This is a genomic window from Nocardiopsis sp. JB363 (assembly GCF_900143625.1).
Lineage (GTDB): Bacteria > Actinomycetota > Actinomycetes > Streptosporangiales > Streptosporangiaceae > Nocardiopsis.
In genome coordinates, this window is the sequence record NZ_FRFF01000166.1 from 1 (window position 1) to 22,760 (window position 22,760).

22 protein-coding genes are annotated in these 22,760 nt (G+C 69.9%); 15 read left to right on the forward strand and 7 right to left on the reverse strand.

What is annotated here, in order from left to right:
• A partial coding sequence (locus BQ8420_RS25045; RefSeq protein ID WP_369825544.1) for a serine/threonine-protein kinase occupies nucleotides 1-2,093 on the forward strand: 2,093 nt, incomplete at its 5' end.
• 77 nt (nucleotides 2,094-2,170) lie between these two features.
• On the opposite strand, the gene BQ8420_RS25050 is transcribed toward BQ8420_RS25045, so the two are convergent.
• Entirely contained in the window at nucleotides 2,171-4,366 is a 2,196-nt protein-coding gene (locus BQ8420_RS25050) for a prolyl oligopeptidase family serine peptidase (protein ID WP_087101804.1), read from the reverse strand.
• A 110-nt stretch (nucleotides 4,367-4,476) separates the two neighbouring features.
• Here BQ8420_RS25050 and mshB point away from each other — a divergent pair, with 110 nt between their 5' ends.
• Together mshB and BQ8420_RS32900 are read left to right on the forward strand one after the other, a co-directional pair.
• Nucleotides 4,477-5,343, forward strand: coding sequence for an N-acetyl-1-D-myo-inositol-2-amino-2-deoxy-alpha-D-glucopyranoside deacetylase (mshB, locus tag BQ8420_RS25055; protein WP_200816093.1), 867 nt, complete (start codon nucleotides 4,477-4,479; stop codon nucleotides 5,341-5,343).
• A gap of 59 nt (nucleotides 5,344-5,402) precedes the next feature.
• Entirely contained in the window at nucleotides 5,403-5,978 is a 576-nt protein-coding gene (locus BQ8420_RS32900) for a hypothetical protein (RefSeq protein ID WP_235006482.1), read from the forward strand.
• Between the two features lie 80 nt (nucleotides 5,979-6,058).
• On the opposite strand, the gene BQ8420_RS25065 is transcribed toward BQ8420_RS32900, so the two are convergent.
• The 3 genes from BQ8420_RS25065 to BQ8420_RS32905 all read right to left on the reverse strand — a co-directional run bounded on the left by BQ8420_RS25065 (nucleotide 6,059) and on the right by BQ8420_RS32905 (nucleotide 9,001).
• Nucleotides 6,059-7,129, reverse strand: a complete 1,071-nt coding sequence (locus BQ8420_RS25065) for a site-2 protease family protein (RefSeq protein ID WP_087101808.1) — start codon at nucleotides 7,127-7,129, stop codon at nucleotides 6,059-6,061.
• Nucleotides 7,130-7,231: 102 nt separating this feature from the next.
• Nucleotides 7,232-8,593 (reverse strand): hypothetical protein, encoded by a 1,362-nt coding sequence (locus BQ8420_RS25070; protein WP_087101810.1) that lies wholly within the window; start codon nucleotides 8,591-8,593, stop codon nucleotides 7,232-7,234.
• 162 nt (nucleotides 8,594-8,755) lie between these two features.
• A complete protein-coding gene (locus tag BQ8420_RS32905; protein WP_087101812.1) occupies nucleotides 8,756-9,001 on the reverse strand; it encodes a hypothetical protein in 246 nt (81 codons plus the stop codon).
• A 181-nt stretch (nucleotides 9,002-9,182) separates the two neighbouring features.
• Between BQ8420_RS32905 and fdxA the strand changes: the two genes are divergently transcribed.
• Nucleotides 9,183-9,503 (forward strand): ferredoxin, encoded by a 321-nt coding sequence (gene fdxA / locus BQ8420_RS25080; RefSeq protein WP_087101814.1) that lies wholly within the window; start codon nucleotides 9,183-9,185, stop codon nucleotides 9,501-9,503.
• A gap of 142 nt (nucleotides 9,504-9,645) precedes the next feature.
• The gene (gene dapC, locus BQ8420_RS25085) at nucleotides 9,646-10,752 is read left to right on the forward strand and encodes a succinyldiaminopimelate transaminase (protein ID WP_087101816.1); all 1,107 of its coding nucleotides are present in this window, start codon (nucleotides 9,646-9,648) and stop codon (nucleotides 10,750-10,752) included.
• A gap of 120 nt (nucleotides 10,753-10,872) precedes the next feature.
• Here the strand turns inward: dapC and BQ8420_RS25090 are convergent, their stop codons facing one another.
• Complete coding sequence (locus tag BQ8420_RS25090; RefSeq protein ID WP_087101818.1) at nucleotides 10,873-11,745, reverse strand: hypothetical protein; 873 nt, start codon at nucleotides 11,743-11,745, stop codon at nucleotides 10,873-10,875.
• Nucleotides 11,746-11,998: 253 nt separating this feature from the next.
• On the opposite strand from BQ8420_RS25090, the gene BQ8420_RS25095 reads away from it, so the two are divergent.
• From BQ8420_RS25095 to BQ8420_RS25105, 3 genes are all read left to right on the forward strand, one after another.
• Complete coding sequence (locus BQ8420_RS25095) at nucleotides 11,999-12,835, forward strand: 2,3,4,5-tetrahydropyridine-2,6-dicarboxylate N-succinyltransferase (protein ID WP_087101820.1); 837 nt, start codon at nucleotides 11,999-12,001, stop codon at nucleotides 12,833-12,835.
• Between the two features lie 123 nt (nucleotides 12,836-12,958).
• Nucleotides 12,959-14,023, forward strand: coding sequence for a succinyl-diaminopimelate desuccinylase (gene dapE, locus BQ8420_RS25100; RefSeq protein WP_087101838.1), 1,065 nt, complete (start codon nucleotides 12,959-12,961; stop codon nucleotides 14,021-14,023).
• Between the two features lie 130 nt (nucleotides 14,024-14,153).
• Nucleotides 14,154-14,930 (forward strand): TIGR00730 family Rossman fold protein, encoded by a 777-nt coding sequence (locus BQ8420_RS25105; RefSeq protein ID WP_200816094.1) that lies wholly within the window; start codon nucleotides 14,154-14,156, stop codon nucleotides 14,928-14,930.
• 6 nt (nucleotides 14,931-14,936) lie between these two features.
• On the opposite strand, the gene BQ8420_RS25110 is transcribed toward BQ8420_RS25105, so the two are convergent.
• Nucleotides 14,937-15,404 carry a hypothetical protein gene (locus BQ8420_RS25110; protein ID WP_087101824.1) on the reverse strand — a complete coding sequence of 156 codons (468 nt, stop codon included), beginning with the start codon at nucleotides 15,402-15,404 and terminating at the stop codon, nucleotides 14,937-14,939.
• A gap of 63 nt (nucleotides 15,405-15,467) precedes the next feature.
• Here BQ8420_RS25110 and BQ8420_RS33235 point away from each other — a divergent pair, with 63 nt between their 5' ends.
• The 4 genes from BQ8420_RS33235 to BQ8420_RS25130 all read left to right on the forward strand — a co-directional run bounded on the left by BQ8420_RS33235 (nucleotide 15,468) and on the right by BQ8420_RS25130 (nucleotide 19,222).
• Nucleotides 15,468-16,154: a hypothetical protein gene (locus BQ8420_RS33235; protein WP_143847563.1), complete on the forward strand. Its 687-nt coding sequence runs from the start codon at nucleotides 15,468-15,470 to the stop codon at nucleotides 16,152-16,154.
• Nucleotides 16,155-16,366: 212 nt separating this feature from the next.
• On the forward strand, nucleotides 16,367-16,951 hold the full coding sequence (locus tag BQ8420_RS25120; protein WP_087101826.1) for a hypothetical protein: 585 nt from the start codon (nucleotides 16,367-16,369) through the stop codon (nucleotides 16,949-16,951).
• A 467-nt stretch (nucleotides 16,952-17,418) separates the two neighbouring features.
• Nucleotides 17,419-17,586: a DUF3117 domain-containing protein gene (locus tag BQ8420_RS25125; protein ID WP_087101828.1), complete on the forward strand. Its 168-nt coding sequence runs from the start codon at nucleotides 17,419-17,421 to the stop codon at nucleotides 17,584-17,586.
• A gap of 115 nt (nucleotides 17,587-17,701) precedes the next feature.
• The gene (locus tag BQ8420_RS25130; RefSeq protein ID WP_087101830.1) at nucleotides 17,702-19,222 is read left to right on the forward strand and encodes a leucyl aminopeptidase; all 1,521 of its coding nucleotides are present in this window, start codon (nucleotides 17,702-17,704) and stop codon (nucleotides 19,220-19,222) included.
• Between the two features lie 117 nt (nucleotides 19,223-19,339).
• On the opposite strand, the gene BQ8420_RS25135 is transcribed toward BQ8420_RS25130, so the two are convergent.
• Nucleotides 19,340-19,930 (reverse strand): O-methyltransferase, encoded by a 591-nt coding sequence (locus BQ8420_RS25135; RefSeq protein WP_087101840.1) that lies wholly within the window; start codon nucleotides 19,928-19,930, stop codon nucleotides 19,340-19,342.
• A 268-nt stretch (nucleotides 19,931-20,198) separates the two neighbouring features.
• Here BQ8420_RS25135 and sigE point away from each other — a divergent pair, with 268 nt between their 5' ends.
• From sigE to BQ8420_RS25150, 3 genes are read left to right on the forward strand one after another with little or no spacing between them, the layout of a single operon-like run.
• Nucleotides 20,199-20,792: an RNA polymerase sigma factor SigE gene (sigE, locus tag BQ8420_RS25140; RefSeq protein ID WP_087101832.1), complete on the forward strand. Its 594-nt coding sequence runs from the start codon at nucleotides 20,199-20,201 to the stop codon at nucleotides 20,790-20,792.
• Between the two features lie 2 nt (nucleotides 20,793-20,794).
• On the forward strand, nucleotides 20,795-21,427 hold the full coding sequence (locus BQ8420_RS25145; RefSeq protein ID WP_087101834.1) for an anti-sigma factor: 633 nt from the start codon (nucleotides 20,795-20,797) through the stop codon (nucleotides 21,425-21,427).
• A complete protein-coding gene (locus BQ8420_RS25150) occupies nucleotides 21,424-22,467 on the forward strand; it encodes a transcriptional regulator (RefSeq protein WP_087101842.1) in 1,044 nt (347 codons plus the stop codon). Before BQ8420_RS25145 ends, BQ8420_RS25150 begins: the two co-directional genes overlap by 4 nt.
• The last annotated feature ends 293 nt before the right edge of the window (nucleotides 22,468-22,760 follow it).

Consider the following 22,760-nt stretch of genomic DNA (forward strand, 5'->3'; position numbering starts at 1 on the left):
CCGAGGAACCCACCCCCGGACCGCACCATGTCCCCGCCGTGGGGTCGGACCATCCCTCCGACCACCCACCGGGTCTTCCGCCCGGCCTCGACCCGCTGACCGAGGACGACCCCCGCCTGATCGGCCCCTACCGGTTGGTCGGCCGGATCGGGGCCGGCGGCATGGGCGTGGTGTACGCCGGGTTGGACTCCGAGGGGCGCTGTATCGCGCTCAAGACCGTCCACACGAAGTACGCGGACCGGCCCGGACACCGGGAGGCGTTCGTCCGCGAGGTCGAGATGTTGCGCCGCGCCGACGGGATCAGCACCGCCCGCGTCCACGGCGCCGACCCGACGGCGCCGGTTCCGTGGTTGGCCTTCGACTACGTGCCCGGCCGGGACCTGCGCCGCCACGTGCGCGAGTTCGGTCCCTTGCCCGCGGACATGCTGCGCACGTTCGCCCTGGGCACGGCCGAAGGACTGGCCGAACTGCACTCTGCGGGGATCGCGCACCGCGACATCAAACCGGGCAACGTGATCCTGGCCCCGGACGGGCCCAAGATCGTGGACTTCGGGATCGCGATCGAGATCGGCACCGACCCCGGACAGGACGCCTCGGCCTCCTACGGGACCCCCGGATGGACGGCGCCCGAACGCTACGCCGGTGCCGTCGCCGACCCGGCCGCGGACGTGTTCGCCTGGGGCGGCCTGGTGGCCCTGGCCGCCACCGGCCGGGACCCCTTCGGCAAGGGGAGCCCGGCGGAACTGGCCGAACGGGTCAAGACGGGCGACCACGACATCGAAGGGGTGCCCGAGGACCTGCTACCCCTGGTGGAGCGGGCACTGTCGGTGGCCGCATCGGAGCGGCCCGCCGCGGTCGACCTCTTGGCCGCGCTGCTACCTGTCACGGAGGTCGAGAACGTCGACGCCGCTCCGGCCCCCGACCGTGCCCGTACGCAGCGGGTATTGCGCGCGATGCTGGCCGACTACTGGCGCGGTGTGGACATGGCCGGACACGACCCGGCCCGCTGGGCGGTCGCGCTGGGAACCGCTTCGGCGGTGGGCCTGGGCGTGGTCGGAACCGGAGCGATGGGTTCGGGTGCGGCGGGTGCCGGAGGGGCCCTCGCGGCGAACACCGCCGGAACCGGTGCGGGCGCCGCTTCTGGGATGGTCGCCGGCGCGAGCGGGGGAGCCGCGGGCGGCGGCGGGCTGCTCGGCGCCCTTTCGGGCGTCAAGGGGATCGTGGCCGTTGTGGGTACGTTGACGCTGGTCGGCGCCGGGGCGGGGGCCGGAGCCTTGTACCTCCGGGACGAGGAACCGGTCGAGGAGACGGTGGTCGCCGAGGAGAGCCCGGAGGACGACACCCTCGCCGTCGACTCCGGCCCGGAGGACGGCGCGGCCGTGCTGGCCGATTCCATCGGCCTGGCGATGGAGGCCGACAGTTTCACCACCTACGAAGTCCTGGAGCACAACGACGTGGGATCCGCGATGCCGACCCACTACGTGTACACGCGGGACCCCGAACCCCTGATGACGCAGAGTACCTACCTGTGGGCGGCCGATGGCATCCTCGCGAGCGGGGCCGACCTGGACGAGCACGTGTACTTCACGGACGCCCAGAGGATCGGCGTCGATGATCCGATCGAACGCGAATACCGCCGGAATCCCAGTGACGATCAGGTGGGTGTCGACCTTCGCGCCGATTGGGAGAACCTGGTGAACCTGCTCCAGGAGATTCTGGACCAAGAGGTGGAGATCGAGTACACCGGTCGCTCCACCACGGATGACACCTACATCTTCGGTGAGTTGCTGGACGACGAGCTTCGGGAACAACGGCTTCAAGGAGCTGCGGAGATCGGTCGGGAAGGGCACCACTACACCGGCACCATGGTCTACGAGTTCGGCGTTTTCGCCGAACCCAGGATCTTGGACACAGAGTTCGAGGTCTGGATCTCCGCCGAGGGGTATCCGCTCGGCATCTACCTGGAGGGGGTGACCGACGAACCCGTGGAGAGCCCGGATGAGACTCTGACCCTCATGCACACGGTGAAGTTCTTCCGCTTCGATCAGCCGGTCGAGATCGAGGTCCCCGAGGAACACGAGATCGCGGGGTAACGGCTGAGCACCGCCCCACCGCAAGCGGGCCCCGGCGCGCTCCTCGGCGCCGGGACCCGCGTCGAACGCCCCGAGGGCTACGCCCCCTGGCCGCCCTTGAGGTTCTCCTTGAGGAAGTCCACCTGAAGCAGCAGCAGGTTCTCCGCCGTCACCGGGTCGGAGGGACTGTGCGTCACCCCGGCCAGTGGCAGCACCGTGTGCGGGCGGCCCGCGGCCAACAGCGCCTCCGACATCCGCTGGGTGTGCGCGAACACCACGTTGTCGTCGATGAGCCCGTGGACGAGCATCAGCGGGCGCTCCAGCTTCGCGGCGTCCGAGAGCAGGGACGAACCCGCGTACACCTCCTCCTGTTCCTGCGGCAGGCCCAGGTAGCGCTCGGTGTAGTGGGTGTCGTACAGCGACCAGTCGATCACCGGGGCGCCCGCCACGGCCGCGTGGAACACGTCCGGGCGGCGCAGCACGGCCAGCGCCGCCAGGTAACCGCCGAACGACCACCCGTGGATGCCGACCCGGGAGGTGTCCAGGCAGTCGAACCGTCGAGCGGCGTCCTCCAACGCCTCCACCTGGTCGGCCAGCACCGGCTCGGCGAGGTCGTGGTGGACCGCCTGTTCCCACTCCACACCCACGCCCGGGGTGCCCCGACCGTCCGCGATGAGCACGGCGAAGCCCTGCTCGGCGAACCACTGCGAGGACAGGTAGGCGCCACGGGCGTTGAGCACCCGCTGCGCGTGCGGGCCGCCGTAGGGCGCCATGAGTACCGGCAGTGGCGTCTCGCCCTCGCGGTACCAGGACGGCAGGACCAACGCCGTGGGGATCTTCCGTTCCCCGGCGAGCCAGGTCGTCACACGCGGCTCCGGCAGCTCCGGGGTCTCGGCGACGCTCTCGATCTCCCCGTGGGTACGGCGGGTCTCGGTGCTCGCGCCCCGCACCACGAAGGTCCGCACCCCGGTGAAGTCCATCGACCTGTGCTGCAACACGAGGGTGTCGCCGCGCAGCCGACCGGCGCGCAGCCCACCGTGGCCGTCGTCGGCGCCCTCGGGCAGCTCCACCGGCGCGCACGTGCCCTGACGGGTGTCGGCCAACCACAGCGACTGGTCGCCGGGGCGGCCCGCCGGGGAGGCGGCGAACAGCACCCGGTCGCCGTCCACGCCCACCACGGCGCGCACGTAGGAGTCTCCGCTGATCGCCTTGTCGCCCACGTACACCCGGCGTTCACCGGTGCCGTTCTCACGACCGATCCACACCAACCGTCCCGAGGCGGTGAAGTCCGGGACACCCGGCATGAGCTCCACCCAGATGTCGTCGCTCTCGGTGCGGGTGCGTGAGACCAGCCCCGTGGCCGGATCCGCGCTGAACAGGGCGAGGGTGCCCTGGTCCCGGCTCTGGGCGGTGAAGACCAGGGTGGCGTTGCCGTCCGGTCCGCTGGTCCAGTCCACGGTGGGCAGGTACGGCAGCTCCTCGCGGTCCCACTCGATGGGTGTGGGCTCGGGGCGGCCGTCGCGCCGGTAGGCGACGGGGGAGGGCACCGTGACCACGGCCAGGCGCACGTCCGGGTTGGCGGTGCCGGCCGCCGGATAGCGCAGCGGTTGCGGCTCCTGGTCGGGCCGGTTGGGGTCGCCGACGAACCAACGGTTCACCTCGGACTCGTCCACCCGGCTCACCGCCAGGAACGCGCCGTCGGGCGACCACCAAAAGCCCCGCATCCGGCCCATCTCCTCAGCGGAGACCAGGTCGGCCAGGCCCCAGGTGACGTGTTCGCCGTCCGGCTCCACCAGCACGCGGTCGCGGTCCTCGTCACCGTTGTCGACGATGTCGATCACCCGGACCGCGCCCTTGTGCACGTAGGCGACCCGTTCGCCCGCGGGGGCGATGCGGGGGTCCACGGCGGGGGTGGCCACGGGAAGTTCGCGCGGGGCGGCGTCGTCGCCGACCAGGTCCACGTAGAACACCCGGCCGGACAGTGTGAAGACCGCGCGGGTGAAGGCGTCGTCCACCGTGTACGACACGATGCCGCCACCGTGTTCGCGCATCCGTTCCCGGCGTGCGCGCTCCTCGGGGGGAAGGTTCTCGTCGTCGGCGCCGAGTGCGGTCGGGTCGGCCAGGACCGTCACCGCCCCGGTCTCGGGCAGGTACTGCCACAGACTGGTGGCCTTGTCCATACCGTGCCGGCCGCGCAGGAAGGTGACGCGGTCGCCGTCCGGGGAGATCTGGAAGTTCCGGGGGACCCCGATCGTGAAGCGCTGGGTTCGGGCCTGTTGGCGAGGAAAGCTCATAGGCCGATTGTGTCCCATCACCCCCACCGCGTGCTCCGAATGGCGACCGACCTGCCCTGATCTGGGTGTTGGGCGAGAAAAGACCACATCCGGACGGTATTGTTCGCCACGTGAGTGACAGGCGATTGATGATGGTGCACGCGCACCCCGACGACGAGAGCATCGTCACGGGGGCCACGTTGGCGAAGTACGCGGCCGAGGGGGCCGAGGTCACCCTGGTGACCTGCACCCTGGGCGAGGAGGGCGAGGTGATCCCGCCCGAGCTGGACCACCTGACCTCCGACCGCGACGACACGCTCGGCGAGTACCGGGTCGACGAGCTCGGCAAGGCCTGTGTGGCGCTGGGCGTACGCGATCACCGGTTCCTCGGCGGCCCCGGGCACTACCGGGACTCCGGGATGATGGGCGGCCCCACCAACGAGCATCCCAGGGCCTTCTGGGGCGCCGACGTGGAAGAGGCGGCCCGCCTGCTCGCCGAGCTCATCCGCGAGGTCCGCCCGCACGTGCTGGTCTCCTACGACGAGCACGGCGGCTACGGTCACCCCGACCACGTCCAGGCCCACCGGATCACCCGTCGGGCCTGCGCCAAGGCAGGCGAACGGGCCCTGCCGGGCACCCCGTGGAAGGTCGACAAGCTCTACGCCATCGCCCAGCCGGTCTCCCGGATCGAGGAGTCCATCGCCCGACTGAACGAAGAGGCGGGACCCTTCACGCCGCCTGACGAGGTCTCCGACATCGCCAGGGGCACCCCCGACTCGATCGTCACCACCCGGATCGACGCCACCGACCACTGGGCCGCCAAGACCCTGGCGATGCGCGCGCACGCCACCCAGATCACCGTGGACGGGGAGCGGTTCGCGCTGTCCAACGGGATCGCCCAGGAGATCGACGCGGTCGAGCACTTCACGCTGTTGATGGGACCACCACCCAAGGCCGACGTCGACGGCTATGAGAACGACCTGTTCGCCGGACTGTGACGGCCCGCTCCCGGCCCCCGTCCGCGCCCACGGCCGGGGAGCGCCTACCCTCGACTTTCGTGACCACACCTGAATCCGCTGCGGGGCCCCAGAGCCGGCCGCCCGCCATCCTGTCCTCGGCGATGACCGCCCTCTCGTTCCTCGTCCTGCTCCTGACCGGGGCGGCGGTGGGGTTGCTGTCCGGGTTCGGGATGTCCTGGTTCTCCCACCACTGGCCGCTCGGAACCCTCGTGCAGGCCGGGTCCGTCGTCGGGGTGGTGGTGTTCCTGGTGCTGCTGTACGCGCTCACCCGGCTGGCGGCCTGGGGCAGTCGACGCCAGTCCGGCGCCACCGGGTTCGCGGCCGGCTACGTCCTGTCCCTGCTGGGCATGATCGGCTACCTGCCCGGCGGGGACATCGTGTTCTCCGCCGCGGTGGTCAATTACGTGTACCTGTTCGGGTCCATGATGGCGTTGGCCGCCGGGGTGATGCGCAGCGCCACCCTGCCCGGTCCGAGCCCTTCGGCCGCTCGGGAGACGACCGCTGCCCGGTGGACGACCACGGCGAGCGGCAGGATCAATCTGACACCGCCGGACCTGCGTCCTGGAATGCCGGGCAGCCCCTTCGACCCGCCCAAGGACGGCTCGAAGGACTGAGTGCCCATGAAGGACTGAGCGCCCATGAAGGACTGAGCGCTCGTGAAGGGCGAGGTGGGTGTGCGGTCCGGTGCGGTCGGTCAGGACCAGAACTGCAACAGCAGCTTGCCGTGGAACATCATCCCGGAGACGGTCGGGTTGGGCAGGATCTGCTCGAAGAACGTGTAGATCAGGGTGTCGAACAGGTCGCGGATCACCGGAAGCCACAGCACGGCGAACACCGCGATCGAGCAGAACAGCCCGTTGGCCACCACGAACTCGGTCCACTTGGAGCCGCGGAAGGCCGCCAGGACGTGGTAGCCGTCCAGGCCGGGGAGCGGCAGCAGGTTCACCAGGGCGCTGGTCAGGTTCGCGAAGGACAGGAAGGCCAGCGAGGAGATCGCCCAGTTCACGCTGTCCTGACCGACCGGCACCAGCAGTGAGACGGTGAGCGCGAGCGCGGCCGACAACAACAGGCTCGCCAGGGGACCGGCCAACGCCACCACGACCCGGCGGCCCCGGCTCGGAATGGAGTCCCAGTCCACGTACGTGGGCGGGCCGTTCAGACCGAAACCGCCCAGCCCCAGGTAGGCCACGGGCAGGACCAGCCCGCCGAAGGCCTGCCGGTACCCGAACGGGTTCAACCGCAGGTAGGCGGAGCCGCGCAGGGAACGGTCACCGGCCAGGTGGGCGGCCAAGGAGTGCGCGAACTCGTGCACCGCCACCGACACGATCCAGCCCAACAGGATGAGCAGCGGTGGGATGAGCGGGGTGACCGCGGTGCCCTCGGCGGCCCACTCCAGCTCGATGGCCCGCCAGGACAGCCAGCCCGCGAACCCGGCCAGACCCAGCACCAGAACGAACAACGGGCTGGGCAGGAAGTCCGCCCGGCTCGGCACGACGGGGGTCTCCGCGGCCGCCTCGGTGTCCGCGGTCTCCACGGTGCTCTCGGCGTCGTCGGAAGCCTTCCGGGCCTCGCTGTCCTCGGTGCCCTCGGCCTCTTCGGTCTCCTCCGAACCGGCGATGCCGACCCCGGCACGGTTCAGGGCGTCCTCGGGCATCTGCTCCCACGGGTCGGCGGCGCGAGCCTGGTCACCGGGGCCTTCGCCGTCGGTGCCGGTCACGGTCGCGTCGTCGGTTTCCGCCTCTTGGGGCGGCTCGGGCGTGGGCATGATGCTCCTGCTGGTCGCGGGTGGTTCGCGCTCCAGGTTAGGGCCTGTTCAGGACCCCCGCGCAGCGGGTGCCGACTCCCGAAGGGTGCCGGGAGGGTCCCCTCAGACCACCGCGCGCGGGGCCACGGCGGACTTGTGCAGGCAGGCGATCGCGAACGCTCGACCCACGGGGGTGAGTTCCCGGCGTCCCACGTTCTCGTCTCCGACGACCAGCCCCAACGCCTCCAACAGCCACCCCACCGCCATCACCATGGCGCGCACCTGGTCCGAGGACGTCTCGGCGGTGCGCCGGTGCGCCGCCGCGTGCCGGCCGGCGGGCACCGGTGGTTCCACCGGACGCCACCCCGACTCGGTGAGTACTCGCTCGGCGGACTCGGCGTCGGAGGCGCCGCGCCGGGCGTGCGAACCCAGTCCTTGAGGGGAGCGGGTCAACAGGATGCCGAGGAGGGTCTCGGCGGAGGCCTGTTGGATGCCGCCGGTCCGGCACAGGGTCTCGGTGGCGGCCTGCCACAGCGATTCGGGGTCATCGCGGAGTTGCTGGCCCCGGCGGGTCAGTTCGAGTCGGCGTCCCGACCGGCGCACCGCGCGCATCGAACGCAGCACCTGGTGCAGGGCGATGATCTGTGTCGCGTCGGTCTCACTGCGCGGTGGGTTCGGTGTGCTCTGCCAACCGAAGTCCTCGCACAGGCTCCGGACCACGCTCGGGGAGATATAGCCGATCTGGGTGAGGGCGATTCCCTCCGAGGCCAGGTCGAGCAGCCGACACAGCGGGGCCATGGCGGACTGCGCGTCACGCGGCACGTCCGTGCCCGCGATGAGCTGCCCCATCAGTGGCCACAGCCGTTGCCGGTGCGGATGCGCCGTAGACGACAACCAGGCGCGGACCCGTTCCTCCCGGACCCGGTCCAGGTGGCTGAGGCCACGTTGGTCCGGGTGGGTGAGGAAGGAACGCGCGAACCTTTCCTGGGCGGGTCGCCAGCCGCGCTTGCCCGGCCGGATGTCGCCCAGCGAGATCGCCAGTTCGAGGGCGGCGGCGGTCTCCCTGCGCGCGCTCAGCTCCACGTCGCCCACGGCGGTGCCCCAGGTCAGCTCCGGCAGGTCGGGGGGTTCCACCCCGGACTCCCACATGAGCCGCTCGAACATGGCCAGCCCGGCGGTGTGATCGTTCTCGTACAGCTTGAACAGGGTGGTGGTCTCGGGGGAGGAACACACGTTCGCGTAGCGGTACAGCTGCAACAGCTGGAACAGGTGCCCCAGGGAACGCACCGCGAAGAGCTGGTCGTCGGGTGAGTTCTGGAAACGGACGGGGAGTTCGTACCAGCAGAACCGTTGGACGATGTGCTGGTTGAGCCGTTGCAGGTCCTGGTCGGGGGCGAGCGTGTCCAATGCCAGACGGGCCATGTCGGAGGCCCGCTCGTCTCGCCGGGACAGTTCGGCGAGGGCGGACGCGACTGCCTCCCTCATAATGGGCGCCACCTCCCCGCGTGCCGTTTGCCCGTTCGTCCGGAGGTCGGGACGTGTGGGTTCGGTGCTTCGTTGTCGGCCCTGGGTCACGGTTGAGGGCACCGCTGACGGGGCTGAATCTCTCCTACCCCGGAAGAGGCGAAGAATGCCTGCGTGTGGGGTCTAAGGGCGCTCGTTGCGCCGCCGTGGGGGGGCGGGGGGAACGACACGACTGGCGGCGATGGCGCGTTCGGCGACCTCCACCGTCGAGTCGTCTCGGCGACGTAGGGTGAGAACACCTTCGGCCCAGGACTCCACGACTCCGACGATATCGGTGAAGCCGCCCTCGGGGAGGGCGATTCGCAGTGAGACACGCCGACCGACGTCGTCATGGGTGATTCTGTGGACCAGTCGTCCGCGCAAGTGCATGAATCCGGGCCCCCGAGTGTGCGCTGGCTGTACTCCAGCGCCATACTAAGAGAACGACATCTGTGCCAATAGCTTGCAGAGCCCCATGGATCCGGTGACGCCCGTACGTTGCCCGTAACCTTGGGAGTTCTGAAGTCCCGCCTCCCCCGTGGGCAAGCGGGGGTGAGACAAGGAGTACGACGTGACCTACGTCATCGCGCAGCCCTGTGTTGATGTGCTGGACAAGGCGTGCATTGACGAGTGCCCCGTGGACTGCATCTACGAGGGTGACCGCATGCTCTACATCCACCCGGACGAGTGCGTGGACTGCGGTGCGTGTGAGCCGGTGTGCCCCGTCGAGGCCATCTACTACGAGGACGACCTGCCCGAGCAGTGGTCGGAGTACTACAAGGCCAACGTCGATTTCTTCGACGACCTGGGTTCTCCGGGCGGTGCTTCCAAGGTCGGCAAGATCGACCGCGACCACCCGATCATCGCCAAGCTGCCTCCCCAAGCGGAGTAGCCGCACACAGCCACGGCTTCCCCTTGGCGCAGAGGTCGCGTGGTGATGAGGCCCACGAGAACGTGACGTGTCGCGCCGGCCCCCGCCGGGGGCCGGCGCGACACTGTTGTGTAGGACCACGAACAGGATGGAGAGTGCCCCGATGGGTGAACGGCGTCCGGTGACCGACCGGCTCCCCACTTTTCCCTGGGACCTGCTGGCGCCGTACAAGAAGACGGCGGCGGCCCACCCCGAGGGCATCGTCGACTTGTCCGTCGGGACCCCGGTCGACCCGGTCCCGGCGAGCCTGCGCGAGGCGCTCGCCGCCGCGGCGGATTCGCCCGGTTACCCGATGACGTGGGGCACCCACGAACTGCGCGCCGCGATCCAGGGGTGGCTGGAGCGTCGCCACGGGGTGCACGTGGCCGACGGGGCCGTGCTGCCCACCGTCGGTTCCAAGGAGTTCGTGGCCTGGCTGCCCACCCTGCTCGGTCTGGGGCCGGGCGACACGGTGGCGTTGCCGGAGCTGGCCTATCCCACCTACGACGTGGGTGTCCGGATGGCGGGCGCCACCCCGGTGGCCACCGACGGTCTCGCCGCTCTGGGGCCCGCCCGGGTGAAGCTGGTGTGGGTGAACTCGCCCGCCAACCCGACCGGCCGGGTGCTGGGCAAGGACCACTTGCGCAAGGTGGTGGCCTGGGCCCGTGAACGCGGTGCCATCGTCGCCTCCGACGAGTGTTATCTCGACCTGGGTTGGGACGACGCCGAACCGGTGTCGATCCTGCACCCGGACGTGTGCGGCGACTCGCACGAGAACCTGTTGGCCGTGCACTCGCTGTCCAAGCGCTCCAACCTGGCGGGCTACCGCGCCGGTTTCGTCGCGGGCGACCCCGAGCTGGTCTCGGAACTGCTGGCGGTGCGCAAGCACGCCGGAATGATCGTGCCCGCACCCGTGCAGGCGGCCATGAAGGCCGCCTTGGACGACGACGATCACGCCGCCGAGCAGAAGGAGCGCTACCGCGCCCGCCGCACCGCGCTGCGCGCCGCCTTCGAGGGCGCGGGTTGGCGGATCGAGCACTCCGACGCGGGCCTGTACCTGTGGGCGAGCCACCCGGACCTCGACGCCTGGGGTGCCGTGGGCGCCCTGGCCGAGCGGGGTCTGCTGGTCGCTCCGGGAGCCTTCTACGGCCCGACGGGCGAACGCCACGTACGCGTGGCCTTCACGGCCACCGACGACCGCGTCGAGGCAGCGGTCCGACGCCTCGCTTGATCCTGTTCCGGTGATCTCGCTCGCAGCGCCGCCGAGAGGGGCGCCGCGAGCGAGATCACCCGTTCTGAACGGCGTTGACGACCCATTGGTCGACGGTTCCCGGACTCATGCCGAGGCAGCCTAGCGGAGCACCACGCGGCCGCCGGTGTCGTCCTCCACCTCGGTCCAGGCGTGGGCGTCGTCCAGACCATCGGAGACCTGCCAGCGCATGTTCTCGTAGGTCACCGAGCTCAACCCGTACTCCTCGGCGTGCGCCACGGCCCACATGGCCATCGCCCAACCCAGGTCGCCCCTGGGCGGGTTCTCGTCCACGGGCAGTTCGCCGGGATCGGTGCCGAACACATCGGCCATGGCCTCCTGCGCGCCCGCCGTGTCGGCCTCACCGGAACGCAGGGACTCCACGGTCTCCTGGTCGAACCAGCAGGTCATCTGACCGCCGTTCTCGCCGCCCAGGGTCACGGCCATCCGCTCCGACAATGCCTCGTGCTGGTCGTAGGCGAACCCGTCGGCGCTGTGCTGCACCTGCTGAGCGGCCTCGTAGACCGGCATCCTCTCCCAGTTGTGCATCTCGGTCAGCTCGTCGTAGAAGGCCCGACTGGCGTACACCGGGTCCATGACCTCCTCCGGGTCGCCCCACTCCTGGGAGGGGCGCTGCTGGAAGAGCCCCAGTGAGTCCCGGTCGCCGTACTCGATGTTGTAGAAGCGCGACTCCTGCCACACGGTGGCGTAGGAGATCGTGACCGCTTGGGTCGGCAGGTCCCGGCTGAACGCCACCCCGCCGACGGTGGTCGCGTTCTGGGCCTGTTCGTGCTCCATGTCGAACCGTCCGTTGGACAGGTCCAGACGGCATCCCGGCTCCGGGGGCTCCTGGGTGTCCAAGGGCTCGAACGTGGTCAGCACGTAGTAGGCCCCTCCGACGAGCAGGCCGCACACGAGGGTCAGGGCGATGAGGATCTTGGCGAACGCGGAGAATTTCCTGCGCTTACTGGGCACGGGCGAACCAAGGGTCGGGGACGAGTGGGACGCACGTGGACCTCCTCGCGCGAAGGCGGGGACGGGGCCGGGCGCCGGCCGCCGGGGGTTCCAACAGATGGGGTGCTCGGCGTGCCTGGCCGCATTGTAGTAGGCGTGGCGAAGGACGCCCGTGAAACCAGGAGGAATCGGTACCCAGGAGTGGCCAACCGCTCAGCGCGGGCGGGCGGGCCGCATGCCCCGCGCCCGCGTCGAGCGACTAACGTGTGTTCACATGACCAGCTCGTACACCAGCCCGCTGCCCGACCAGATCGACGAACTCTGGGAGCAGCGCTCCGAACTGACCCCCGGCCACACCGAGGCGCGTGAGATCATCACCGGCGCCATCGACCAGATCGACGAGGGCAAGGCCCGCGTGGCCTTCGTCGACCCCGCCACGGACGACGTGGTGGTCGACGAGCGCGCCAAGCGCTCCATCCTCCTCGGTTTCAAGGTCTTGGACATGAAGGAGTCGCAGGTCGGCGACTTCCACCACCACGACCGCATGCCGCTGAAGACCCGTTTCGACGGGGTTCGCGTCGTCGCCGGCGCGATCGCCCGCTGGGGTTCCTTCCTGGCCCCCGGCGTGGTCCTCATGCCGTCCTTCACCAACATCGGCGCCTACGTGGGCTCCGGCACCATGGTCGACACCTGGGCCACGGTCGGTTCCTGCGCGCAGGTCGGCGAGAAGGTCCACCTGTCCGGTGGCGTCGGTGTCGGCGGCGTCCTGGAGCCGCCGCAGGCCTCCCCGGTCATCATCGAGGACGAGGCCTTCCTCGGCTCGCGCAGCATGGTCGTGGAGGGCGCACGCGTGCGCAAGGGCGCCAAGCTCGGCGCCGGCACCATCCTCACCTCGTCCACGCGCGTCTTCGACGCCGAGACGGGTGAGGAACTGCCCCGCGGCGAGGCCCCGGCCTGGTCGGTGTGCGTCACCGCCAACCGCACCAAGAGCTTCCCCGGCGGCGACTTCGGCATGCCGGTGCTGCTGGTGCTCAAGCGTCTGGAGGAGGGGCAGGAGCACGAGAAGCTCGCCCTGAACGACCTCCTGCGAGAGCACGGCGTCAACGCCTAGCAGCTCGGAGCTCGAAGAAGCAGAGCGCCCCTTCCGGTATTCGGGAGGGGCGCTCCGCTGTTCTAGGGTGGCGACGAACCTTTGGCACCCATACGCGAAGCACACCTGAAACGGGGCGACACCATGCTGGACCTGACCTCGGACGTGGCGGACCTGACCGCCGCCCTCGTGGACATCCGTTCCGAGAGCGGTGATGAGAAGGCCCTCGCCGACGTGGTCGAGAGCGCCCTGTCCACCGTGTCCCACCTCACCGTCACCCGTGACGGTGACGCGATCGTCGCCCGTACCGAACTGGGCCGCGAGCGCCGGATCGTGATCGCGGGCCACCTCGACACCGTGCCGATCGTCGACAACGTGCCCTCTCGCGTCGACGGCGACCGTCTCTACGGCTGCGGCACCACCGACATGAAGTCGGGTGTGGCCGTCCAGCTCAAGCTGGCCGCCCTGGTGGCGGAGCCGGTGCACGACGTCACCTACGTCTTCTACGACAACGAGGAGGTCGACGCCTCCCGCAACGGCCTGCTCCGGCTGAGCCACAACGACCCCGCGTCGCTGCACGGCGACTTCGCCATCCTCATGGAGCCCACCGACGGCGTCATCGAGGGTGGTTGCCAGGGCACCATGCGGGTCGACGTCGAGGCCACCGGCAAGCGTGCCCACAGCGCCCGTTCCTGGATGGGCGAGAACGCCATCCACAAGGCCGGTGAGATCCTCGACGTGCTGCGCACCTACACGCCGCGACAGCCCGAGGTGGAGGGTCTGACCTTCCGCGAGGGCCTCAACGCGGTGTCCGTGGAGGGCGGTGTCGCCGGCAACGTCATTCCGGACGAGTGCGTGGTCCGCGTCAACTACCGTTACGCCCCCGACCTGTCCCCGGCCGACGCCGAAGCGCACCTGCGCGAGGTGTTCGCCGGCTTCGAGGTGACCGTGACCGACTCCGCGGCCCCGGCCCGTCCCGGCCTGGACGACCCCTCGGCGGCCGCCTTCGTCACCGCGGTGGGGGAGGGCGAGGCCCGCGCCAAGTTCGGGTGGACGGACGTCTCCCGCTTCTCCGAACTGGGCGTCCCCGCGGTCAACTACGGCCCCGGCGACCCGATGCTGGCGCACACCCGCGACGAGTACGCGAAGATCCCGCAGATCCGCGAGGCGGAGGAGCGCATGGTGGCCTGGCTCACCGGACGCCGCTGATCCTCCTTGGGCCGACCCTCTTTTGAAAGGCGTGTTATCGCAGGTCGGAACCGGATCGGCTATTACTGATCACCGGTCGGCCACGTGTGGTTCAAGTGTGGGGTGGGCGTGTGCGGATAGTTTTACGAATATGACGCAAGAAGAAAACGTGAGGCGCGCCGGACCGCTCACCTACCGCGGCCGCGCGATCCCCGACACCACGACCGACCAGCGCCTGCTCGACCGGAGGGGGCCCTCCGACTGGGTTCACACCGATCCCTGGCGGGTTCTGCGCATCCAGTCGGAGTTCGTGGAGGGGTTCGGGCTGCTGGCCGAAATGCCCTCCGCGGTGAGCGTCTTCGGTTCCGCCCGGATCCAGCCCGGCACCGAGTACTACGAGCTGGGCGTCCAGATGGGGGCCAAGCTCGCCGAAGCGGGTTACGCCACCATCACCGGTGGTGGGCCCGGCATGATGGAGGCGGCCAACAAGGGAGCCCAACAGGCGGGCGGTATGTCCGTGGGCCTCGGTATCGAGCTGCCCTTCGAACAGTCCCTCAACGAGTACGTCGACGTGGGCGTCACCTTCCGGTACTTCTTCGTCCGCAAGTTGATGTTCGTGAAGTACGCGCAGGCCTTCGTGGTGATGCCCGGTGGGTTCGGCACACTGGACGAGCTCTTCGAGGCCATCACCCTGGTGCAGACCAAGAAGGTGACGCGGTTCCCGGTCGTGCTCGTGGGCACCGAGTTCTGGGGCGGCATGCGCGAGTGGGTCGAGTCCAGCCTGCTCAAGCACAACCTGATCTCTCCCCAGGACATGGACCTGCTGCACGTGACCGATGATCCCGACGACGTGATCGCGACCATCCGAGAGTCCCACGTGCACATCGAGAACAAGTTCGAGAGGGACGAACCCGGTCCCAGCGCCTGACCCGGGTCAGGCCAGGCCGCGGCGCACGGCGGCGGGCGGGCGCTCGCCCCGGATGGAGGCGACCATGTCCAGCGCCCGACGGACCCGTTCCGGGTGTCGTGTGACGAACACCCGAGCCCCGGCCCAGGCGTAGGTCGTGGCCAGGGCCACCTCCTCCGCGGCGTCCACCGGCACCGTTCCCGCGAGTGCGGGCACGGGCGTGGTCGCGGACGGGGTCGTGGGCCGCTCGCGCCCGGTCGCGTGTCCCCGGCCTTCGCCCGTGGGGCCGCCGGTCGCGGGGTCGCAGCGCACCAGGACCGTGTGGCCGGCCCCGACCAGTTCCTCGACCCGCGCCGTGGGTGGCCGGTGCCCGGCGTCGACCGACGTGAACACGTCGGGGTCGATGGCCGCGCCCGTGTCATCGCCGGCGCGGTCGGCACCGTCGAGGGAACCGAGGGCGTCGGGTGTCAGGACTCGGAAGGGCTGGTTCGGCACCTGGCGAGTCTCCCACGGCTCGCCACTCCCGGGACAGCGGGCCGGTGTGGCACGATCGGAACCGTGCCCTACTTCATCATGATCCTGGTCGCCGTCGCCGCGCTCGCCGTTCTCGTCGGCGTGGTCTTCGTCGTACTCGGCAAGGGCGGACAGCTTGCCCGGTTCGAGGCCGACTTCCCCCCGCTCGACCTCCCGGAGGATCGCCCGGTGGGCTCCCACGACCTCGGCGGGTTGCTTCTGCCGTTGGCGCTTTGGGGATACCACGTGCGCGCGGTCGACGCGCTGTTGCTGCGGCTGACCGCGACCCTGCGCGAACGCGAGGAGCGGATCGAGGACCTGGAGTGGCGTCTGGCCCGTCTGGACCCGTCGTACGTGCCTCAGGGCACCGGGCCGAGCCCCGACTCGTACCTGCCCGGTGACACCACGCCCGGGACGTTCGGGCGGACGGCGGAGGACGGCGCTCCGGAGGGTGCTGTGGACGGAGGGTCCGAGGACGCGCCGAAACCCTCTTCGGAATCGCCGGAGTCGGGGTCGGTCGAATCGGCCGGGCCGTCGAGTGTGTCGGAGCCGTCGGAGACGGGTGAGGGCGCGGTGGAGTCCACCGGTCCCGACGCACACGAGTCCGAGAAGGGCACGGACGCCGTGAGTCGCTCCGGGGAGCGCTCCGCGGCGACCCCGGATCCGGAGGCGTACGCGCCCGAGGGAGACGACATCACCGTCGGCGGCGGCAAGCGGGACGACCAAGGCTGAGTGGAGCCCCGCGAAGGCGGATTCGACTACGGCCCGGCCCCTGCCGACCTTTCCGGTCGCACCGGAACCCCACCGGGTTACTATGTCGTGCATCACACCGGATCCGTCCCCCATGGCCCTTTGCTGAGCGTTCGGGTGCTCTATTCTCGTTCGCTGTACATGCGTACCCCCCGCTCCGTCGGAGCGGACGGATCGTCGTGAGGATGGCGAGGATGGACACAACTGCCGAACTCAGGGCGGGCGCGGAGGAAGAGCCCGAGGATTCCTCCTCCACCCCGGTGCGCCAACTGGCCTTGTGGCCGCCGCCCCGTTCGACCCGGCACAACGGTAAACGCCGACGTCGGATCACCCGTGTGGGCATCGCGGCCATCGTGCTCCTGTTGGTGGGCGGTGGCGTTGCCGCCACCTGGGCCTACCTGGACGACTCGGACCAAGGACCCGTCACGGCCACCTCCGAACCCGACGAGTTCGAAGGGTCCTGGTCGGGTCTGATGCACCAGGTGAACACCGAAGGCGACCCCGTCGCCGAATGGGATGCCCAGGTCCGGATCGAGGAAGGCGCCGAACGCGGCAGCACCGCCTGGACCACCTTCTCCTGTTCCGGAACCCTGGAACTGTCGGCACGTGACGGTGACCGGCTGGTGTACACCTATATCGAGACCTCCGACCCCGAGGAACGGTGCGTCGACGAGGCCGAACTCACCTTGTGGCCGACATCGGGCCCGGGGCTCAACGCCGAGTGGACCTCGGTCACCAAGGAGGGGACCCGGATGGTTTCCACCGGGACTCTCGACTGAGTTCCGAAGTGGTGAAGGTCCCCGGAGGGAGCCGGGTGGGCCAGGCAGGATCCTGACGCAGGGCGGACCGGGTGAACTCGCGAGTCCGCAGGTGAATCCGTGTTCCAGTCGCTCGTCCGAAGACGGGTTCAAACCGTCGGTCCCGGGCAGAAGTCCGAAAAGGGCGCGCTCACTCCGCTCTCGCTCCGGCTCAGTCCGGGCAGGTTTCGGTCGGGACCGATATAACCTTACTGACCAAAGCTTCCTCGTTATCGATCGCCCACGGTGGTGGTCCGGCTGCCGCCTGGCGCACACACAGGGGCCAACCTCCGAGATAATGGGCGAAGAGTGATTCACGTCCCTTAAGCCACACGGGCACGAGTCACCCGGAACCGGCCCACGGTTGCGGAGCCGAGACACACACGTGGATCGGCGCCGGTGTTGTGGGTCGGCCCCGGCCGCGAGGAACACCTAGAAAGGGGAATGGCATGGCGGCGATGAAGCCGAGGACCAGTGACGGGCCGATGGAGGTCACCAAGGAGGGTCGCGGCATCATCATGCGGGTCCCGCTCGAAGGCGGAGGCCGTCTGGTCGTCGAGCTGACGCCCGCTGAGGCGACCGAACTCCGGGACGCGCTTCAGGGCGTCGTCGGATAACAGGGCACCGTCGGATGGCTCCGACACCCGATTCGTCCCCCACCTGGGCCGGAACGCCCTGATGACCCCCGAGGTTCCACACCTCCCACGATGAGCGAACGATTGTGAGCGGCCTGTGCCATTCGCCACGGAGATCCACCCCCTGACGGGAACCCTCGCCGATTCCACCGCGGACCTGCTGGTCCTCCCCGTTATCGCGGGTGAGGAAGGTCCGGAGCCGGTCGAAGGAGTCACCGACAGCGGTCTCGCGGCGGTGCTTCCGGCCGCACTCACCGATCTGTTCGTTCACTACACACTCACCGGCAAGTCCGGTGAGTTCTCCCAGTTCCCGGTGACCCGGGACGAGGGCCTGGTCCGCTTGGCCCTTCTCGGAGTCGGCTCGGGCACCCCGAGCGACCTCCGGAAGGCCGGCGCCGCCCTCGCCCGGGCGGCCCGGGGCAGGAAGCACGTCGCCCTGGCCTGGCCGGGTGCGGTCGGTGAGGTCGGGGCCGAGGCCGCCACGGCACTGGCCGAAGGCGCTCTGCTCGCCTCCTACACGTTCACGATGAAGACCTCCGAAACCCCCGAGGGTCAGCGTCCTCCCACGAGGATCGACGTGGTGGGCGAGACCGAGCACCTCACCGACGCCTTGGCCTTGGGCACCCACCTCGCCGAGGCCACCGCCCTGGCCCGGGACCTGATCAACACCCCGTCCCTGTCCAAGGACCCCGAGTGGATGGCCGCCCGCGCTCGGGAGACTTCCGAGGAACAGGGGCTGGGCCTGCGGATCTGGGACGAGGAGGACCTGAAGAACGAGGGCTTCGGCGCGATTCTGGCCGTCGGCCAGGCTTCTTCCCGCCCGCCGAGACTGGTGCAGTTGTCCTACACCCCGAAGGACCTCGCCGGTGCGGCGGGCCCCGCCGGGCACGTGGTGTTGGTCGGCAAGGGCATCACCTTCGACACCGGCGGCCTATCGCTCAAGCCCAACGACAACATGTCGCTGATGAAGACCGACATGAGCGGGTCGGCGATCGTCCTGGCGGTGCTCTCCGCCCTGGCGTCGGTCGGTGCCCGCGTGAAGGTCACCGGCCTGCTGGCGCTGGCCGAGAACGCCTTCTCCGGTGACGCCACCCGAATCGGCGACGTGCTCACCACCTACACGGGCAAGACCGTGGAGGTGCTCAACTCCGACGCCGAGGGCCGCCTGGTCCTGGCCGACGCCATGGGTTACGCGGCCGCGGAGTTGGAGCCGGATCTCATCGTCGACGTGGCCACCCTGACCGGCGCCGCCAAGGTCGCGCTGGGAACCGGTATCGGTGCCCTGTACAGCACGGATGACGGGGTCGCCGGGGAGCTGGCCGAGGCCGGCGACGCGTCGGGGGAACCACTGTGGCGGATGCCCCTGACGGAGGAGTACGTGCCCACCACCAAGTCCCGGGTGGCCGACCTCGCCAACATCGGTACGCGTGGCAAGGAGTTCGGTCCGGCGGGTGCCACGGACGCCGCGTTGTTCCTGCGCGAGTTCACCGGTGGGCTGCCCTGGGCCCACCTGGACATCGCCGGTCCGGGCCGGTCGATGAAGGAGAGCGGGCTGCTCAGCAAGGGCGGTACCGCTTTCGCCACTCGGACCCTGCTGCGCTGGCTCGCCCGGAAGTAGAGACCCGGGCCTGGCGGATCAGGCGTACACACGGTTTCCGAACCCACCTGCGCGGCGTGAGGGCGCGCGGGTGGGTTTTCCACAGGTCGCGAGATCAGGCGTGGCGCCGCGCCGTGATCAGGGCCGGATGGCCGCCAGGAGGCCCTCGCCCACCGGGATCAGCAGGGGGATGAACTCCTCGTCCTCGCGCATGCGGCGCATGACCTCGCGCACCGCGACCTCCGCGCGGTCGGGCACGCGCAGGGGGCCGTCCGGCTCCTTGGAGGTGACCATGACGTTGTTGAAGACCACCACACCGCCCGGCCGCAGGAGGCGTAGCGCCTCGTCGAGGTAGGCGGGGTAGGACGTCTGGTCGGCGTCGACCGACACCATGTCGTAACCGCCGTCGGTGAGTCGGGGGAGCACCTCCAGGGCCGATCCGCGGATCAGTCGGGCGCGGCCGGCCCCGAAGCCGGATCGATTGAAGGCGGCGCGCGCGTAGTCCTGGTAGGCGGCGTTGATGTCCACCGTGGTGAGGATTCCGTCCGGCGCCATACCGCGGAGCAGCCAGATGCCCGACGTTCCACAACCCGTACCGAGCTCCACGACCGAACGTGCGCCGATGGCCGCGGTGAGGAACCGCAGAGCGGCCCCGGTCGCGGCGTCCACCGGAGGGGCCGCGGAGCGCAGTCCCGTGTCGTAGGCGTCGGCCAGGGGGCCGTCGCCCATGGCGTCCTCCTCGAACCGCGCCTGTTCGGTCCGCACCCACGCGGTCCGAGCGACGCTTTCTTCAGCGCTGATGACGGCCTCCCATTTCCCCTACGGGCATGCGCTCTGACCGGCGAGTTCGTCACTCAACGTAGAGTGGTGGTCGCGGTCAGGTGCTCTTCCTGGTCAAAAGACTAGCCTGAACGGGTGCGAACTTCCGCGCGTGGCGGCGGGAACTTAATCGGCGCCTTTCGACGTTGAACACGTTGATTGCCACGAACCCTCGGGGATGAAGGGAGCTGCGGTGCCAGAGACCGGCCCTGCCGTCGAGTTCGAGGCATGGGAACCCCCGAGCTGGGAAGAGGTCGTCCGGGTGCACTCCCCACGTGTGTACCGCCTGGCGTACCGCCTCAGCGGCAACAAGCACGACGCCGAGGACCTCACCCAGGAGGTCTTCATCCGGGTGTTCCGCTCCCTCGCCAATTACACCCCCGGAACCTTCGAGGGGTGGCTCCACCGGATCACCACCAACCTCTTCCTCGACATGGCCCGGCGTAAGGCCCGGATCCGCTTCGAGGGTCTGGCCGACAACGCCGACGAGCGCCTGGAGGGCCGCGAGCCCTCGCCCGCCCAGCGCTACGACGACCGGCACTTCGACGCCGACATCCAGAGCGCACTGGACGCCCTGCCCGCCGAGTTCCGTGCTCCCGTCGTCCTGTGCGACATCGAAGGGCTCTCCTACGAGGAGATCGCCGCCACGCTCGACGTCAAGCTCGGCACCGTTCGCAGCCGCATCCACCGGGGTCGCGCACAGCTGCGTCGTGCTCTCGAACACCGGCGTTCCCTGGCAGCGCAGGCGAACGCGACCAAGGAGGCGGAGTGAGCATGGATCACCTCGGGGAGCGTCTTTCGGCGCTCATCGATGGGGAACTGGGCGCCGCCGAACACGAACGTGCCCTCATCCACCTGGCCAAGTGCGAGCCGTGCCGGTTCGAGGCCGACATGATGCGTCGGCTCAAGCGTCGCCTGACCGGGCTCGGCGAGCCGGAACCGGACCTGGACTTCATGGGCCGGCTCATGGCCCGACCAGGGATGGACAGCCCTTTCGGCTCCAGCGCGCCACTGGGTTCCTCCCGGCCGCTCGGGGGGTTTCCCGAGGAGCCGATCCGGAACGTCCCGGAGCGACGCGCGCCGCGGACCAGTCCCGAGCGACACGTCCCCGTGCGTCGACCGGAGGACGGTTCCGTCCGGTCGCCGTACTTCTCCGGTGGACGCTACGCCGTGGCGGGCCTGGCGGTGGCCACGGCCCTGCTGGGCAGCGCGTTCGTCGCCGGTGGTGAGAACCCCGAGAACGCGCCGGTGATCGAGCCGCGCCTTTCCGACTACGCGGTGGAGCACGCCGTGACCAGCCGGCAGATTCCCGTCGTCGACCCGGCCACGGAGCCGTCCGTCGCGTGGCCCGCCGGAGTGCCGAGGGAGCCCGGGTCACCCTCGGGCCCGAACGAAACGACCCGGTGAGGCGCGGAGGTACCCGCTCCGCCGTCTTCGCTCTCGTCGTGGCGCTGTGCGTCCTGCTGTTCACCGCGGCGGCCCACCCCGACGCGTCCGAGATCCCCGCAGAGGGTGGGGACGACGGCATGGCGGTGCTGCGCGGTGCCGCCGAGGCCGACGGCAGGGTGGCCTACACCGCGGTCCGTGGGTTGCAGGGCCCCCAGGGGGCGCTCGCCGTGCGGGTGATCAGCCGGCCGGGGGAGGGCCTGGCCATGGCGCCCCTGGGCGCGGAGGAGCAACCGTTCGTGGTGCGTTCCTCTTCGGCGTTGGAGACCCTCGACGAACGCCTCCTGGCCATGCTGGAGGACACCTACCGCGTGGTGGAGGTCGAACCCGAGGAGCTCGACGGGCGCGCGGCCAAGGTGGTGGAGGCCCGACGTGCCGACGACACCGTCGCCGGGCGGTTCTGGGTGGACGAAGCGACCGACCTGCTCCTGGGGCGCGACGTCTACGACCATGCCGCTGAACCGGCCTTCAGTAGTCGACTCACCGAACTGAGCCTTCGTGACCGGGACTGGCCAGAGGGGACTCTGGGCGACGAACCATGGGGTGACACGCTCGGCCACGCCGAACGCGACGACCTGAGGGCCGAGGGTTGGGCGCTGCCCGAGCACCTGTCCTGGAACCTTCGCCTGGTCGACGCCAGGTCCACCCACCACGAGGAACACCGGGTGGTGCACACCGTCTACTCCGACGGGCTCTCCCAGATCTCGGTGTTCGTCCAACGTGGGAAACTGGGGGAGGAAAACCTCGATTCGGATCAGAACGGATATGTCGGAACCGGACCGGGGGGAACAGGCGTCACAACAGGGCACGAGACGATCTTCGGCGGAGACGTGGGTCAGTACCAGAGCATGTGGCAGGCGGACGGCTTCGTCTACACACTGCTGGCGGACGCCCCCGCCGACCTGGCCTCCTCGGCGGTGACGGCGCTGCCGGGGCCGGAGGGTTCCTCCGGGTTCTGGCCTCGGGTTCAACGAGGTCTGTCTCGGCTGGGGCTGGTATAGGGTCCCGCCCCGGTCGGCGCGGTGTGTGCCGAGCCGAAAGCCAAGCGACATACGGAGCAGGTCTTGAGTCAGGAGAACGACCGTTCGGAACCCGGTCGGGGATGGGACCAGTCCAGTTCCCGCCCGAACGGCGCACCGCCCGGACAGGGCACGCCGGAGCCACCGGCGTCGGCCCCTGGGCAGGGTGCTCCCCAGGGCCCGCCGCCCTCGATGGGCAACCCCGTCCCGCCCCCGGGGCCGGGTCATCCGGCCCCGCCTCCGGGCGGCCCGGGTAGCCCCGTCCCGCCTCCGAC

Excerpts from the sequence above, each read along its gene's own strand:
- dapC (WP_087101816.1), top strand. The coding sequence starts at position 9,646 with ATGGGTGAACGGCGTCCGGTGACCGACCGGCTCCCCACTTTTCCCTGG.
- BQ8420_RS25050 (WP_087101804.1), bottom strand. The coding sequence starts at position 4,366 with ATGAGCTTTCCTCGCCAACAGGCCCGAACCCAGCGCTTCACGATCGGG.
- BQ8420_RS25145 (WP_087101834.1), top strand. The coding sequence starts at position 20,795 with ATGGATCACCTCGGGGAGCGTCTTTCGGCGCTCATCGATGGGGAACTG.
- sigE (WP_087101832.1), top strand. The coding sequence starts at position 20,199 with ATGAAGGGAGCTGCGGTGCCAGAGACCGGCCCTGCCGTCGAGTTCGAG.
- BQ8420_RS25065 (WP_087101808.1), bottom strand. The coding sequence starts at position 7,129 with ATGCCCACGCCCGAGCCGCCCCAAGAGGCGGAAACCGACGACGCGACC.
- BQ8420_RS25135 (WP_087101840.1), bottom strand. The coding sequence starts at position 19,930 with ATGGGCGACGGCCCCCTGGCCGACGCCTACGACACGGGACTGCGCTCC.
- dapE (WP_087101838.1), top strand. The coding sequence starts at position 12,959 with ATGCTGGACCTGACCTCGGACGTGGCGGACCTGACCGCCGCCCTCGTG.
- BQ8420_RS25070 (WP_087101810.1), bottom strand. The coding sequence starts at position 8,593 with ATGAGGGAGGCAGTCGCGTCCGCCCTCGCCGAACTGTCCCGGCGAGAC.
- BQ8420_RS32905 (WP_087101812.1), bottom strand. The coding sequence starts at position 9,001 with ATGCACTTGCGCGGACGACTGGTCCACAGAATCACCCATGACGACGTC.
- BQ8420_RS25105 (WP_200816094.1), top strand. The coding sequence starts at position 14,154 with ATGACGCAAGAAGAAAACGTGAGGCGCGCCGGACCGCTCACCTACCGC.
- BQ8420_RS25125 (WP_087101828.1), top strand. The coding sequence starts at position 17,419 with ATGGCGGCGATGAAGCCGAGGACCAGTGACGGGCCGATGGAGGTCACC.
- BQ8420_RS25120 (WP_087101826.1), top strand. The coding sequence starts at position 16,367 with ATGGACACAACTGCCGAACTCAGGGCGGGCGCGGAGGAAGAGCCCGAG.
- BQ8420_RS25095 (WP_087101820.1), top strand. The coding sequence starts at position 11,999 with ATGACCAGCTCGTACACCAGCCCGCTGCCCGACCAGATCGACGAACTC.